This is a genomic window from Blautia sp. ZXY-1-B12 (genome assembly GCF_056339915.1).
This window is the reverse complement of the sequence record NZ_JBWJVP010000092.1, coordinates 15,380-31,298: the sequence shown is the minus strand read 5'-3', so window position 1 is coordinate 31,298 and position 15,919 is coordinate 15,380. Positions and strand designations below refer to the sequence as shown.

15 protein-coding genes are annotated in these 15,919 nt (G+C 43.7%); 2 read left to right on the top strand and 13 right to left on the bottom strand.

Annotated elements, in window-relative coordinates; all coding sequences use genetic code 11:
• Positions 1-151: 151 nt before the first annotated feature.
• Together AC075L_RS06095 and AC075L_RS06090 are read left to right on the top strand one after the other, a co-directional pair.
• Positions 152-565, top strand: coding sequence for a Fur family transcriptional regulator (locus AC075L_RS06095; RefSeq protein ID WP_118330463.1), 414 nt, complete (start codon positions 152-154; stop codon positions 563-565).
• A 259-nt stretch (positions 566-824) separates the two neighbouring features.
• Complete coding sequence (locus tag AC075L_RS06090) at positions 825-1,370, top strand: NADH peroxidase (protein ID WP_008705373.1); 546 nt, start codon at positions 825-827, stop codon at positions 1,368-1,370.
• A gap of 92 nt (positions 1,371-1,462) precedes the next feature.
• Here the strand turns inward: AC075L_RS06090 and AC075L_RS06085 are convergent, their stop codons facing one another.
• The 13 genes from AC075L_RS06085 to AC075L_RS06025 form a co-directional block, all read right to left on the bottom strand.
• On the bottom strand, positions 1,463-1,828 hold the full coding sequence (locus tag AC075L_RS06085; protein ID WP_226825001.1) for a hypothetical protein: 366 nt from the start codon (positions 1,826-1,828) through the stop codon (positions 1,463-1,465).
• Positions 1,829-2,096: 268 nt separating this feature from the next.
• Entirely contained in the window at positions 2,097-3,092 is a 996-nt protein-coding gene (locus AC075L_RS06080) for a D-alanyl-D-alanine carboxypeptidase family protein (protein ID WP_243097935.1), read from the bottom strand.
• A gap of 431 nt (positions 3,093-3,523) precedes the next feature.
• Positions 3,524-4,216 (bottom strand): 50S ribosomal protein L1, encoded by a 693-nt coding sequence (rplA, locus tag AC075L_RS06075; RefSeq protein ID WP_008705377.1) that lies wholly within the window; start codon positions 4,214-4,216, stop codon positions 3,524-3,526.
• Between the two features lie 61 nt (positions 4,217-4,277).
• Positions 4,278-4,703, bottom strand: coding sequence for a 50S ribosomal protein L11 (rplK, locus tag AC075L_RS06070; RefSeq protein WP_008705378.1), 426 nt, complete (start codon positions 4,701-4,703; stop codon positions 4,278-4,280).
• 70 nt (positions 4,704-4,773) lie between these two features.
• Positions 4,774-5,289 (bottom strand): transcription termination/antitermination protein NusG, encoded by a 516-nt coding sequence (gene nusG, locus AC075L_RS06065; protein ID WP_008705379.1) that lies wholly within the window; start codon positions 5,287-5,289, stop codon positions 4,774-4,776.
• Between the two features lie 15 nt (positions 5,290-5,304).
• Positions 5,305-5,514 (bottom strand): preprotein translocase subunit SecE, encoded by a 210-nt coding sequence (gene secE / locus AC075L_RS06060; protein ID WP_008705380.1) that lies wholly within the window; start codon positions 5,512-5,514, stop codon positions 5,305-5,307.
• 52 nt (positions 5,515-5,566) lie between these two features.
• Positions 5,567-5,716, bottom strand: a complete 150-nt coding sequence (gene rpmG, locus AC075L_RS06055) for a 50S ribosomal protein L33 (protein ID WP_025578252.1) — start codon at positions 5,714-5,716, stop codon at positions 5,567-5,569.
• A 358-nt stretch (positions 5,717-6,074) separates the two neighbouring features.
• Positions 6,075-7,955: a sensor domain-containing diguanylate cyclase gene (locus AC075L_RS06050; protein WP_128866294.1), complete on the bottom strand. Its 1,881-nt coding sequence runs from the start codon at positions 7,953-7,955 to the stop codon at positions 6,075-6,077.
• Positions 7,956-8,260: 305 nt separating this feature from the next.
• Positions 8,261-8,998, bottom strand: coding sequence for an SDR family NAD(P)-dependent oxidoreductase (locus tag AC075L_RS06045; RefSeq protein WP_118330460.1), 738 nt, complete (start codon positions 8,996-8,998; stop codon positions 8,261-8,263).
• A 149-nt stretch (positions 8,999-9,147) separates the two neighbouring features.
• Positions 9,148-10,890 (bottom strand): thiamine pyrophosphate-binding protein, encoded by a 1,743-nt coding sequence (locus AC075L_RS06040; RefSeq protein WP_118330459.1) that lies wholly within the window; start codon positions 10,888-10,890, stop codon positions 9,148-9,150.
• Positions 10,891-10,901: 11 nt separating this feature from the next.
• Entirely contained in the window at positions 10,902-12,062 is a 1,161-nt protein-coding gene (locus AC075L_RS06035; RefSeq protein WP_476387355.1) for a LicD family protein, read from the bottom strand.
• Between the two features lie 24 nt (positions 12,063-12,086).
• On the bottom strand, positions 12,087-14,513 hold the full coding sequence (locus AC075L_RS06030) for a LicD family protein (protein ID WP_476387354.1): 2,427 nt from the start codon (positions 14,511-14,513) through the stop codon (positions 12,087-12,089).
• Entirely contained in the window at positions 14,510-15,817 is a 1,308-nt protein-coding gene (locus AC075L_RS06025; protein WP_195659090.1) for an adenylyltransferase/cytidyltransferase family protein, read from the bottom strand. Before AC075L_RS06025 ends, AC075L_RS06030 begins: the two co-directional genes overlap by 4 nt.
• Positions 15,818-15,919 lie beyond the last annotated feature (102 nt).

The following is a 15,919-nucleotide window of genomic DNA, read 5'->3' as shown; positions in this document are numbered from 1 at the left end:
AAATAATAATTTTATATCTTGACAATTTCAATCCAATATTGTATAGTATCAATATCAGTAATGATTATCGTTATTGAATAGATTATAACTGCAACTATCCTGAACAGTTATGATAAATCATTTGCGAGTAAACAGGGAAGGGAGGAATACCATGGCGACACTGAAATACAGCCGTCAGAGGGAATCGATTAAAGAGTTTCTAAGAACCAGAACCGATCATCCTACTGCCGATGCGGTATATGAGAATATGAAGCTCATCTATCCGAATATCAGCCTCGGTACGGTATATCGCAACTTATCTCTGCTGGCTGATCTGGGAGAGATCAAGAAGCTTTCCTCTTTCGCCGGAGCGGATCACTTTGACGGGCGGACCGAGAGGCACTGCCACTTCATGTGTATCAGATGTGAGCGGATCATCGACCTTGAGAGCGAGGGAATTCACCACATTATGGACCTTGCAGGTGAGAACTTCAAAGGAAAGATTACTGATTACAGTGCCAGATTCTTCGGCCTGTGTGAGGACTGCCTGAAAGAGACAGAAGGCAACTCTGATAGTTCAAAGTAGTTTTTGCTTACATCATTAGTGGCCAAATTGGGAATAACAACTAATGATAAAAAGTTGCAAAAAAGCTAAAATTAAACTTGACTTTTTCAATCAAGTATGGTAATCTAAAATTACAGAAAACAGTAATAATTACTATTATTAAAAATTACTTTTTCTACCGCACAGACGGAAAGCAGTAAGAACTAAACGATGCTGAGATAATCAATTTATTTTCTGGCATCCCTAATAAATTCATTAAAAAGAAAAGGAGATTTTAATTATGACAAAATGGGTATGTAGTGTATGTGGTTATGTTTATGAAGGTGAGAAAGCTCCGGAAGCCTGTCCTGTATGTAAGGCACCGGCTGATAAATTCGTAAAGCAGGATGGCGAAATGTCATGGGCTGCTGAACACGTTGTAGGTGTTGCTCAGGGATCCAGCGAAGACATCATGGCTGATTTAAGAGCAAACTTCCAGGGTGAATGCTCTGAAGTTGGTATGTATCTTGCAATGGCAAGAGTTGCTCACAGAGAAGGATATCCGGAAATCGGTTTATACTATGAAAAAGCAGCTTATGAAGAAGCAGAACATGCTGCTAAATTCGCTGAATTATTAGGTGAAGTTGTAACAGACAGCACAAAGAAAAACCTTCAGATGCGTGTAGAAGCCGAGAACGGTGCTACAGCTGGTAAAACAGACCTTGCTAAACGTGCAAAAGCTGCTAACCTTGACGCTATCCATGATACAGTTCATGAAATGGCAAGAGACGAAGCAAGACATGGAAAAGCATTCGCTGGTCTTCTTAAGAGATACTTCGGAGAATAATTCTATCGGAAAATCGCATAAAATAAACCTTTTAAAGGGAGAACCTCAATGGTTCTCCCTTTTTATCCGTTCGTATTTTCATCATTGGAAGCTTAACTGGATTTCGCCTGAAGTCTGGCAACCTGATCTGTCAAAGCATTCATCTTAACCTCATTAATCATAATCCTGTTCATCCAGGTAGCCGACACATCCATCTTATTGATAAGATTCAGATGATTCTCTGCAAGGATAGAAATATTCCTATCCGTTATGTTCTCCAAATGCAGTTTGATATCTGCAAAGTTATTTCTGGTCTCTTCTTCAAAACGCTTCTGACTTTCTTCCATTCGGTTCATCTGGCTTTCGAATTTATCCATTTGGCTTTCGAATCCATCCATTCGACTTTCGAATTTATCCATTCGCGTTCCAAGTCCTCTGACCTCCGTCAAAACGGCTTCCAGTATTTGTCTGTCCGTCACCAATTCCACCTCCTTTGTAGCCCGTATCGTTCTTTTATATGTGATTGATTATATCATATATATAAAAATATGTCTATAAAAAATCCATAAACATACGATGCAAAATAATCTGACAGTTACTGTTCACTCCGTTCTCAGTAACGTAGCCAAAATTCATTCCAGATTACCTGCGGCAATGGAATTTTGGCTTGTATGTCTCGGGATTTTGGCATGTTCATGTCAAAACACCTCGCGGGATAGTGGTGTGTGAACAGTAACATCTGACATTCTATTTGTTATTATTATTCATCTTCGCCTCAATCGCCGCACCAACCCTGTTATAAACAGTCACAGCATCCTGAATATGCGGAATCGTATTTCCATCTGCTCCTGAAGCACCTGCGGAAACAAATATATATTCCCTGCCCTCAATCTCCGCAAAACTCACCAGACAGTGCCCTGCCTCACTGGTATAGCCGGTCTTGCCACCGAGGATTTTTCCACCTGTGACTGTCGGATCAGACAGATTTTTAAACATTGTACTGTAGTAAGTAATTCCATCCGGGTGGATATTTGTAACTCCGGTAGAATGTCTGGAGGTCTCCACAATCTCACGAAACGTATCATTCTTAATGCAATACTTCATCAAAACAGCAATATCCTTAACCGTACTGTAATGATCCGGGTTATGCAGTCCTGTAGAGTCACAGAAATTGGTATTCTCCATTCCAAGCTTCCTTGCTTTCTTATTCATCAGCTCCGCAAAATCCGCCTCTGAACCACTGATTGTATCTGCCAGCGCAATACAGCACTCTGCCCCCGAAGGCAGCATCGCACCATAGAGAAGATCAATCACCCGAACCTCTTCCCCCGGCTGAAAACCTGCCTGTGTAGCATCCTGCTCATATAATCCGGTGAACATCTCATTCGTCAGAGTAATTTTCTCATCCAGATCATCAAAATTCTCAATCCCCAATATCACAGTCATAATCTTCGTCATAGAAGCCGGATAAATCTGAGCCTCCCCGTTAATCTCACCCAGAATCTTACCTCCCCTGGCCTGCATCAGGATCGCATTCGGACTGTTGATCCCACTGATATCCACTTCCTTCAGAACCGGCTGCTCAAACTGCTCAAACCACTCCTTCACGCCCTTATTCCATCCGATCATGATAACCAGCGCACAGATAATGATCACCTCAACAAACACACAAGCCACAATCCTGCCCCGATATCTCCATGCATAACTTCTTCCACCGCTCTTTTTCCGTCTCCTGCCAGCCACAATAACGCCTCCTGTTTCTTCTCTTAATTCCCCTTACTATAACACACCCTTACCAAATCTTGTAATCTTCCATTCCTGCACACATACATTTCATCTTTTCCCCTATCTCCAATACCTTCCCTTTCTCTTCTTCCCGTGAAACCATTGTACAGCACAGGAAAATATTTGTTTTCTGATACATCTACAGGAGGTGTAGCAATACTTAGCTTCCGGGAATTTGCGTTATGCCGGAAAAATTCACTGTCTGAGCGAAGCGAGTTTGAATTTTTATGGCATGGTTTTAGCAAATTTCCGGAAGCTTAGTATTCCTGCCTCCGCAGCCGTATCAGAAAACAAATATTTTCCTGCGCGTCCCCATACCCGCCACCCCCAAAAAGAAACGCAAAAAGACCCCCGGAGCATCTCCGAGAGTCTTAAATTGCTAAAATCTATTATGCTAATTTCATCGGGTTGATCTTCACACCAGGTCCCATTGTCGGAGCAATAACAACGCTCTTTAAATACTGACCTTTCAGTGTGCTTGGTCTAGCCTTAACGATAGCATCGATCAGCGTCTGGAAGTTGTCGCTTAACTGTTCCTCTGTAAAGGATGCTTTACCAACCGGAACATGAATGATGTTGGTTTTATCAAGACGGTACTCAATCTTACCTGCTTTGATATCGTGAACAGCTTTAGTAACGTCCATTGTTACTGTACCAGCTTTCGGGTTTGGCATTAAACCTTTCGGTCCAAGTACACGACCAAGACGACCTACAACACCCATCATATCTGGAGTTGCAACAACAACGTCAAAGTCTAACCATCCTTCGTTCTGGATCTTCGGAATAAGATCCTCAGCTCCTACGAATTCAGCACCTGCTGCTTTTGCTTCTTCAGCTTTAGCATCTTTAGCGAATACTAAAACACGAACTTTTTTACCAGTACCATGTGGCAGAACTACTGCACCACGAATCTGCTGGTCTGCATGACGTCCATCGCAGCCTGTACGGATATGAACTTCGATAGTTTCGTCAAATTTAGCAACTGCAGCTTTTTTAACTAAGCTGATAGCTTCTGCGGTATCATATAATGTAGCGCGGTCTACTGCTTTAGCAGCTTCCACGTATTTCTTTCCTCGTTTCATTTCTATAACCTCCTGTGGTATTTGCGGGGAACGCCCTCCCACTTACTATTTAATATTAAAATTAATCAACTACTTCGATTCCCATACTTCTTGCAGTACCAGCGATCATGCTCATAGCTGCTTCAAGGGATGCTGCATTTAAGTCTTTCATCTTAAGTTCAGCGATTTCCTGAACCTGAGCTTTAGTAACCTTAGCAACTTTTGTCTTGTTCGGTACGCCGGAACCGGATTTGATCTTAGCAGCTTTCTTAAGAAGAACTGCAGCCGGCGGAGTTTTGGTTATGAAGCTGAAACTTCTGTCTGCATAAACAGTGATAACTACAGGAATGATTAAGTCTCCCTGATCTGCTGTTCTTGCATTGAACTCTTTTGTGAACTGAACGATATTTACACCGTGCTGTCCAAGAGCTGGACCTACAGGTGGTGCTGGAGTTGCTTTACCAGCCGGAATCTGTAATTTGATATATCCTGTTACTTTCTTTGCCATTTTTCGGCACCTCCTATGTGGTATTGGCGGGGGTTTATGGTCCCTCCCACGATATTGTTACCTTTGCTTGTTACATCTGTTTGATTTCTGCGAAACTAATTTCTACCGGCGTTTCGCGGCCGAAAAGTTCAACATTGATCGTTGCTGTCTGTTTCTGCACATTAAGGGCAGTGATAACACCAACGGTATCTTTCCAGGCACCGCCTGTGACAACAACTGTATCACCCTCTGCGAAATCGACCTGAATTTCCTCTTTCTTGATACCAAGAGGAAGCATCTCTTCCTCGGTCAACGGTACCGGCTTGGACCCTGGTCCAACGAAGCCTGTCACACCTCTGGTGTTACGGACAACATACCATGTATCGTCATTCATAACCATGTTGAGAAGTACATAGCCAGGAAACATTTTCTTCTGAACCTGTTTCAGAGCCCCGTTTTTCAGCTCAGCCACTTCCTGCAGCGGAACACGAACTTCAAGGATCTGGTCTTCCAGGTGTCTGTTTTCGATGGTTTTTTCAATATCGACTTTTACTTTGTTCTCATACCCGGAATAAGTATGAACAACATACCATTTCGCTTCTGACATACAATCACCTTATCCTTATTTCATTAAAAGATTAATGCCTTCGAGAATAAATGAATCCATGACGCTGATCAGTACGCAAAGCACGATCGACACGCAAACTACCACGATAGTCTGCTTAATCAGTTCATTGCGGTCTGTCCAGACAATCTTCCTGAATTCTGACTGAAGTCCCTGAAACCAACTCTTCTTCTGGCTCTTGCCAGCAGATTTTTCATTTCCTTGCATAGCCTGACCTCACAATTCTCTGTGAGTAACTGTTTCGTCCAGTTACCTTGGATTACTTTGTTTCCTTATGCAGAGTGTGTTTGCGGCAGAACTTACAATATTTCTGAGTTTCCATTCTCTCAGGATGGTTCTTTTTCTCCTTAGTCATATTGTAGTTACGCTGCTTGCACTCGGTACATGCTAATGTAATCTTAACGCGCACAACTTCCACCTCCAGTGTTTTCATTTGCATGGTCATTTTCCTCATGCCGGACGATGTATCCGTCATCTTTTCGGGCATAAAAAAAAGACCTAACTTCCATGTCGCTTGTCAAGTTTATCACACATGGCATGCCTAAGTCAAGTCTTTTCTTATTATTTATGCCTATATTTCATCGCATATTTTTTACAGGAACTTCCCTAGTACATCGTTTTCGAAATAACTATACCACTCACTTGTCTGCGAATCCGATTGCACAGGTCTAAAAGCCTCAGCGTAGCCCGCTACGCCTGCGTTTTTATACCAGCACACTCGAATCCGCATCCTACGCGATTGGTATAGTTATTTACGAAACGCTGTACTAATCTGCCTTTACCCGGTCGGCTCTGTCTGAAATATGATAGGAACCCTTGAAGGTACGTTTCACCTGATACAGACATCCGTCTGCCTCCTCATACAGGTCCTGGAAAGTGATATCTCTTCCATCTGAGAAAACAATCCCCATAGATGCGGAGATCATTACCTCCAGGTTTTCTTTCACATAATCAATATGCAGCTTCGCAGAAAGTATACGCAGACTCTCCTCCGCCGCTTCCCTGGTCATATCCGGCAGAAATACCACAAACTCATCACCGCCCAGACGACAGACGATGTCCTGAGCCCTGCAATGCTTCTTCATGATCAGGACAACCTCGCAGAGAGCCCTGTCTCCCCACATATGTCCCATGACATCATTGAGCGTTTTGAAATTATCCAGATCCACAATAGCAAAAGTATTTACACATCCCGGATGAAGTTCCTGCACAAGCATCCGGTTGATGGCAGATGTGCCCGCTGCCCTGTTCATGGCACCTGTCAGAAGATCCGTCCTTGCCTCCTTCTGAAGCTTGAGCATATCATTCTCCATATCCGTAACATCCTCGATACTGCCGACCATACGGGACACTTTTCCCGATTCATCGTACAGATTCGTAGTCTTGACCTGCAGATACCGCATACGTCCTCCTGCCCACACCTTCACCTTCTGTGAATGCAAAGCTTCAGCAGAATCTGCCCTGGCGAATATATCCCTGATTACAGAACAGGTTTCCGGATTAATCTCTCTGATTTTCCGAAGCAGAACCGGTACGCTGAGTTCCGACTGATCCAGTCCCAGATTCTGATATTTGTCATTCAGAAACTGTATCTGCTCTGTTTCCACATCATAAGTAAAAACACACAGGTCACTCTCCCTTGCTGTGATGCGGTAAGTTTCCTCATTCAGCATAAGCTGACGGTTCAGATTGCGGATAGCGATCCTGTCCTCACGCCGGAAATACAGATAAACTCCAATAACTGCTATAAGACTCAGGATGATCACCAGAGTAATCACAAATACCCATATCCGGTATCTGAGTCCTGCCTGATGAATATACCTGTTATCAGCCATTGTTACCGCAAACAGCTTCTTACCGTCTACAGGTGCCGCAGTCACCATATAATCTCCATCTTCACCTGAAATTGCAAAGTAATATCGGAATCCACTGTCCATCTGGGACTTAATATCGGAAATCGGCAGACTCAGTTCACGCCCCTCCAGCCAGGTCAGGAAATCATTATCAAAAGTGTCATTGCCGCCATCAGACACAATATATTTTCCATGATTATCTATCACAAAAAGCCCTGCATATCCTTTTCTACGGTCTGCCTTTCCATATACGTCCAGACTGCTGCACGGAAGCGTCCCACAGAGCACTCCCTTAATCTGCTGTGCCTCATTTTTGACAGGTACTGACAATATCACTCCATCTGCGTAGGAATATCCATTTTCTGCCAGACCCCTGTTACCTAACATAGCCATCAGGAAGTATTCTTTCAGGGAATAAGCCTGTCCGTCCTGCACGCAGCGGCCATCCTCACTGATAATCTTCAGCGAATCAAACTTCTCTGTGTGACGGTGAAATTTCTCCCTCAGCATCTCCTCTGTCTGTGCTTTATCTAAAGGCATATCACTGATATAATCTGCCGCACACTCCAGAAGATCATAGTACATATCAATCCGGCTTCCGACAAGTGCTGCATTCTGCTCTGTCCATTCCAGAAGAGAATCTCTGGCTCTGGAATTCTCTGTTTTCATCACAAAACTGTTAAAATAAAATAAGGCAGCTGTAATGATAATCACTGCGATTAGTCCTGCCATAAACAGAATCCGCTTTCGCTTCTTTTTATCATCTGTGCCGTTCTTATCATCAAATCTTTTCATACGCAGCTTTCTCTCCTCCGCTCTCGTTCTGCCTATGATAAAGTCATATACTGCCAGTCCTTTCTACAGACTGGCAGTTATGTCTTGTATTTCATTATATGGACCTGTGGAGAGATTGTCAAACAGAAGAAATACTCTTCTTTTGTCAAAAGCAAATGTAAGGTTTGGAAAAATGACTATAAATCTGAATCTCAGGTGGCGGATGATGATAAGATTGTTACATTTACAAACTGAAAAATAACCGAAACACCAGAAACCGAAGTTTCTGCCAGAAAAATCTGTCGGGGATTCTTTTTTTAACTTTATCAGAAGTAATCATACCCACCATGAATGTCCACAATACTTCCATTCATGTAGTTATTGGTAAGTATACTGTACGCCATATCTGCCACGTCTTTGATCTCACCGAATCTGTGCAGTGCGATCTTGCGGTTGATGCGTTCGTAGCTTTCCGGTGTGCGGTTCTCATGCCAGGGCGTCTGGATGAAACCGGGGGCAATGGCATTGACTGTGATGCCTTTTGGCTCAAATTCCTTTACCAGCGATTTGGTAAGGAAGTGGATGGCAGCCTTGGTCACGCCGTATACCAGAGAGGAGGAGTATGCCTGCTGCCCTGCATAGGAACCCATGAAGAGTACTCTTCCGCCTTCTGTCATAACAGACATAAATTCTTTGATCATAAATACAGGTACAGACAGGTTGGTATTTACGATCTTATTCCATTCCTCGAAAGTGTAATCCTGAAATTTATCGTAAGTGCTGATTCCCGCATTGCTGATCAGCCAGTCTACATGTCCTGCTTTCTCTTTTACTTCTCCGACGAAATTTATCATATCGTCATAGGAAGACATGTCCGCTTTCAGAATAATAAGCTTCTCCTGGTCTTCCGGTTTCAGGTTGTCCCAGAATTCATTGGCTTTATATGCATTGTGGGCGTAAGTGGCAAAGATCAGATCATCTTCTGCTGAGTTTGCCAGTATCTTCTCCACAATACCGCGTCCGATTCCGGAGGTGCCGCCTGTGATCACTGTTACCTTGCTCATTTTGTATTCCCTCTTTTTATTCATCTATAATACAGACAGATCTGTTCTCTGTCATGCGGGAATCTCCCCACTTCCATAAAACGGACTGCCTGCAAAAAAATTCCTTCTATATTTATATATTCCACATTACCGAAATATATTCTTCACTCCTACAATTCCATCAGTCTGTCATAAACTTCCTTCGGTGCATATGGCTGCTGATTATGGATCGGTTCACCCAGACAGGTCTTGGGATATGCAAAAGTTCCATGCTCCAGCATAACTTCCAAAAGTTTCGGGCCTTCCCCTTCCAGAAATTCCGGTGCTTCTTCTCTGACTGCATCGCAGAGCATTCTCAGTGCGGGAATGCCGTAAGCCTTTGCCACCTCTGCGAAATTACAGGAAGCAAAACCGCAGCCGTCTGTGGTTCCTGCGAACAGACAGTCAAAATAATCTCTCTGCAGGTGACGGATCATGCCAAGTGCTTCATTATTCATAACCATGATCTTAACAGGAAGATTCTCTCTCTTCACCCACTCCAGTTCCTGGATATTCATCTGGAGTGCACCGTCTCCGCAGATGCAGGCGGTCGGTTTTCCTGTTGCATAATAGGCTCCTATTGCAGCCGGAAGTCCATAGCCCATAGCGCCATGACCGCCGGAGAAGAGAAGTTTCTGTCCTTCATGATTCTTGAATGACTGGTAACTCCATACCATATGCTGTCCTACATCCACTGCGATCGCGGAGGTATCCTCCAGCATATCACTGAGGTCTGCGATCATACGGTTCGGATATCTTTCTGGTGTGGCATCATCAACTGCCTGAAGATTTTCTTTAATCTCTGTGCAGACATTCAACCAGTCACTTACACCCTCTATATCAGGATCATCCACTTTTGCAAGACAATCAATCACTGCTCCTGTCTCTGCCTGAAGCTTTACCTCATTCTCACCATTCTCATGGATATCTCTCTGAAGATTGTATGGATCAATATCTATACGTATGATCTTTGCACCTCTGGCAAATTCATGTACTTTGGTTCCGATCTGTCTGGTACACAGAGAAATGCCAAAGCAGAGAAGCAGATCGCTTTTTGCATTGGCGATCATATTTGCATAACGGTGTCCATAGGCACCGCCGATGCACCCGAAATTCAGCGGATGGTCGTATCCCAGAACTGATTTCGCCAGAACGCTGGTGATGATCGGAATCTGTCTCTTCTGTGCAAAGCGGATCAGTTTCTGCTGGCTGAAGCTGCTGTCCACGCCATGGCCCAGCATGATCACCGGTCGTTTTGCCTGTTCCAGTGCCTCCAGGATCGTATCTGCCGCCTGCTGTGCTGCGACTACATCTGTGTGTTTGTCCTCAAAAGTCATATCATAGACCGGGTTCTCCACTTCACTTCTCTGAATATTCATGGGAAGGTCGATAAGCACCGGTCCTCTGCGTCCTGTGGTTGCAATATGGTATGCTTTATTTAATTCCTCCACAATGTCCTCAGGGTTTCGTATCTGGACAGCATATTTGGTGATCGGTTTCGCCATTGCCACAATATCTGTCTCCTGAAATCCCTGCTGACGCAGCCCCTTGATTCCTGAATACTCATAAGTGTTCAGCTGTCCTGTGAGAAAGATCACAGGCAGGGAATCATAATAGGCATCTGCCACACCACTCAGAAGATTGATGGCTCCAGGTCCGCTGGTAGCATAGGCGCAGGCACATTCTTCCTTCGCCTGTGCATATCCGCAGGCTGCGAAAGCTGCCCCCTGTTCATTGTAACTGGAATGATTCTCTGTCTCCGGATTTCTTTCAATGGAATCTACCAGATGTGCGATCATGGTTCCCTGGTATCCAAAGAAATGACGGATTCCTTTTTTCTGTAAAAACGTAACAATATAATCTGAAAGCTTCATTTTTCCTCCCGTCAGATCAGCGTACCGATCTTACCCCTCTGTACTGTCTTTCCTGTTTTTTCCAGTACGTCTATATAAATATCAAAGATCTCCTCATCCTCTGCAAAGAGTTCGTTTTTCTGCAGACTCTTCTGCATCATCTTAAAGTATGGACGGAATACCTTCTCAAGTGTCATGTAATCTTCATTTTTATACAGGTTTTTGATATAATCCTTCTGCTTTTCATAAGCAACACCCATATTCATGCGTTCCCCACAGAACTCAACATAATCCCAGCATTCATTAAAATAGTCTTTATGTCTTCTGCTTCTTGCAAGCTTGCGGGCATTTTTCATTCGTTCCTTACAATATTTCTCGAAGTTGCCGGCTTCCTTCCAGAACTGTGTATAACTTACTCTCGCACTGACTGCAAGTGCAATAGGTGTAACATAACGAGGCTCTTTTACATCTTTATAATTCTTACCATAGCTTACAGTAAGGTACTCTGCTGTTTTTGCAGGAACCTGAAGTTCTACACCCTCTAACATTACCCGTCTGCTCTCTGCAAAAATCTCCGCAGGGAAAACTGTTGTCTGTTTTCTTCTCTTAAGAATATACTTATCTGCATCAGGCTGTTGATGAAGTTTAATAAATTTATCATATAAATGTGCAGCCTGTCCCTGGCGCCCGGTTATCATGCACTGCAGCCGCATAATTGTACGGTTCACCCTGCTCCTGAAATTTCTATCTGCATAGTTGATATGACAGAGCTCTGTCCATGCATTCTCATCTCTGGATAATCTGCGTTCTGCTTTTACAGAAGCTGCCGGCGTTCTGAGCGGAAAAATACTGACTCCTATTCCCGGGAATGCGTAGTCTCTGGTGTTGTCCAGATTCAGGCACAGAGTATCTGTATTGGTGTATCTCAGATAAAATCCTGAGAACCATTTGTGGCTCTTCATTGATTCCAGTGCTCTCTTTTCCCTTGGATCTTCATCCACAGCCAGACGGAACCGTTCCATATCCGCTGTTTTCATCAGCACAACTCCAAACATGGGATTCTGTGGAAAAGGATGCCCTTCCACTGCGCAGAGTGTCAGTCGTGGAGAGAGGTAATATTCTATTTTATTCCGGCGGCATATTTCATCGATTTCCTGTAATAATGATAAAATCACCTTTTGTTTTTTGTTCAACTCTTTACTCCATTTCTATTGATGTCACTTAACAGTTACAGTCTGCACGATCTTCTTAATATCTTCAATACTTTCATATTTATCAAGCCATTTATCAAGCACAACTGTAATATCCGTCTTCTTTCCAAAGCTTTTCGCCTGTCTGCTGCCATCGTTCAGATCATTGATAAAAATACGGTACAGCTCTGTTCTTACATAAGAAGGCATCTCATATTCCAGTGCTTTCTTATAATTTGCAAAAGCCTCCCTGGTCTGTCCCTGTTTCATCCTGACATCACCCACCAGCTTATAAGCGCAGGCTTTCTCTTCTCTGCGAAACTGACGGTTTCGTACCTGTTCTGCAAGCCACTCCAGTTCGCTCTCCTCACCTGTACAGATGATCTGGGTGCGCAGTTCTGCAAGCTCATCGGAATACCCCAGCCGCTTCCATGCTCTTGTAAGAGCTTTCCTGTACATCTTATGTTCTTCTGAAACTTTAACCTGTATATCCGCCGACGCTTTAACTTCTTCAGTTTCTGCTGACGGATCTGATACTTTTTTATTCACATCATCAGCCGATGTTTCATCTGATGTTCTATCTGATTTTATCTGTTTTCTGCTTTTTCCCGGATTTTTCTCCACACTGACTGGCGTGATCATCTGTGTGCCGATCACAGCCCGGATTTCACCGATTTCTTTCTCTATCTCGCTCTGCGTACGTGCACACACTGTTTTTGCCAGATATAATGCTCCCTGGATATCATCATCCTCAGGTATCAGACGACTCCACAGCTCCATCAATGCGAGCGCCTCCTTCTTGTTGTGGTTTGCAATAAGCTCTTCACAGCTTTTCAGGATTTCAGATTTGTATCCTCTGAAGAATCTGTCCATCTCCATCCATACAATTCCGTTAGTTGTCTTATTCTTTACCTGAAGATAAAGCTCTGCCGCTTTCTGCATCTCGCCATCCATCCAGAAGATATCTGCCTTATATTTCAGGAAATAACCATCCTCAGGAAACATCTTAAGAGCTTTATCAAGAAAACGTTCTGCTTCGACCCGGTTCTCTCCCGCATCCTCCATCAGGAACCTGCACTTAAATTTCATAAATCCCGGATGTCCCGGATATTTCTGCAAAAGGTCGCTGATGATCTGCTCTGCTTCCTTCATCCTGTGAAACTCATAGTGATCCGCTGCTTTCCGGAAAAGCTCAATATCTTCTTTCAGTCCCTCCATCTCAGGACTCAGATGATCCCATTGCTTACGGATCTGCAGCATTCTATATGCCTTTGATACACGTTCTGTATAAAACAGAGTCAGCATTGCTGCATAGAATATATCATCCGGTATTTCCACAAGTATCGGATGATAAAAGGCATAAATATTGGTATAGTCTTCCCTTCCGATAAAGTCAGCACTGAGCTGATTCTTATAATAAGAGCCAAAAAGTGCACTCAGTTTACGGAAAGATCTGCTTTCCACCAGCTCACTGATCTTAAGTCCTGATTCATCGATCGCTCCCTGCAGATCCAGTGCAACAGCGCGGGCTTTCATTGCAAGCCCATCCTGGCGGACCTTATGGCTTTTTTTCGCAATGCGCATATTGTAGAACTTTCGGAACACACTGTCCCAGCGCAATCTTTCCTTATTGATCTTCGGCATGTATTCTTCACGTAGCTCCTGATAAGGAAGATCATCTACACACACTGCTACATGACCCTCCCTCTTATCATGAGGAGGCATATATGACCACTCGTCTCCATAATGCCAGATCAGATAGTCACTGCACTTATTTGGGATCATTGCCTTTTTTCCCTCAAAGATGCCCTCCTTTACAGGGAACATCATATCCTTATCGAAAAGAAACGGGCAGCCGCCCCAGCGCATGGCATAACGGTCACATTCCTCTTCTTTATAAGAGAACATGATCTTCTCAAGCTTTGCCAGTGTTCTTTTTTTGCCAAGAAAAATATAAGAAAGAAGATACTTCAGATACATGGATGCAGGTATCTCCCAGCGGTCGCTGTAGCCTACGGAAATATTGATAAGATCTGAGTAGATCATCATGTGTGTTCTATATTTCTCGTATTCTTTATCGTCAGCCGGAACAGGATCCAGTGTAAGAATGTCTATGATCTCTCCGCCGCAGTCCTTCCCGATAATCTGGCTCTTATGGATGGCACAGGTATTGGTGGATGCGTAGCGCGGAAATGAATTTGTATAGTTTCTGTCCACCTCCGAACACTGTATCTCTCTGTCAGGCGGGAGTTCTGTTTTGCATATCTCTATGAATTTCTCCCAGTCCGGACGTGGCATATAAAGGTCTACATCATCATCCCAGGGAACAAATCCCTCATGTCTGAGAGCTCCGATCAGGGAGCCTCCTGCCAGCACGTATCTGAGGTTATGTTCTCTGCAGATTTCATCAACCTCCCTGAAAAGCTTCAGGAGGTATTTCTGTTTCTCCGTCATGAATTGTCCTTTCTGTTGATTGTTTCCAAAATTTCTATTATTTTTACCGACTCATCATAGAAAAGCCGGGTACATTCTGTCCGTTTGTCTCTGATCATGATCATCAGCTCCTGCAGCAGATAGCGGAAACCATTTCCCTCGAAGTTAAAGCTGTACCTTTTCAGAAATTCTTTTCCTGAAATATTGGCTTCAAAGTATCCGGTGTTCCACCAGTCATTAGGGATAGTTACCCTGCCGTTGCTTCCGATGATCACAAGTTCATTCTCAATGTCAACCGTTGTTCCGATCTCAATAGTCGCCAGTGCACCGGCGTATTTCATGGAAATCATATCATATACAAAACGGCCTTCCTGATTGCGGACCGCATTAGTGTTGATATCCTGGCATTTTTTTCCCAGCAGTTTCAGTACTGCACAGATAGCTGTGCAGACCGTCTCATTAAAAGTCCTGCCGCCCTCGAAATCATCCTGGGAGATTGCACATTTGACACTTACCAGATCTCCCACCAGGTTACTGTGTACCAGCCATACCAGCTGATTAAACGCCCGCAGGTAGACCAGTGTGGTCCGTTCAATGAGAACCACATTGTTCTCCCTTGCCACCTGAAACAGGTAGCGCAGTTTCTCTGAGGAAAGTGTCATGGGCGAATCACTGATCACATATTTTCCTTTTTTCAGCGCTCGCTCGATATATTCTGCTCTCCGGTTCAGCGATGTCTTGATATAAACAATATCTACATCTGCCAGAAATTCATCATAGCTGCTCCAGCAGGAACCTAACTCATATTTATCACAGAATCTCTGTGCAGTCTCGTGATCCTCGCTGAATACACGTTCCACATGAACTCCGCTGACATATTTGGATTCCTCCACAAAATCATTATCCCGGATGTCATCCGTCACGATTCCCATATTAAAGATAACACCTTCACTGCGAAGCTTTGTACTGGAAATATTCTTGGTCCTTTCCAGATAAACTACATCACAGTAGTTCTTAAGGTAATCGAATTTCCCTCTCCAGTCAGATCCTACCACCAGGACATCAATATCATACTTAATGATGTCATTGACCTTCTGTCCCTGATATTCCTCAATGATGATCTCATCTGCCAGCCCGGTCCTCCGCACATTCTCGATTCTCTTAATGAGGCTGTCCCGCACATTGAGTTTGCCCCGCTCAATGTCAAAGCTCTCACTTGTGACACCTACGATCAGATAATCACCAAGTGCTTTTGCTCTTTTGATAATATTGTAGTGGCCTTTATGAAAAAGATCAAAAGTGCCATATGTGATTACTCTCTTCATTCTTTCGTCATAACTCCCCTGAAAAAAATATTCTTATTTTGCCGAACAGTTTTCCTGCTCCATACGTTACTGTTCACTCCGTTCACAGTAACCTCCATACGA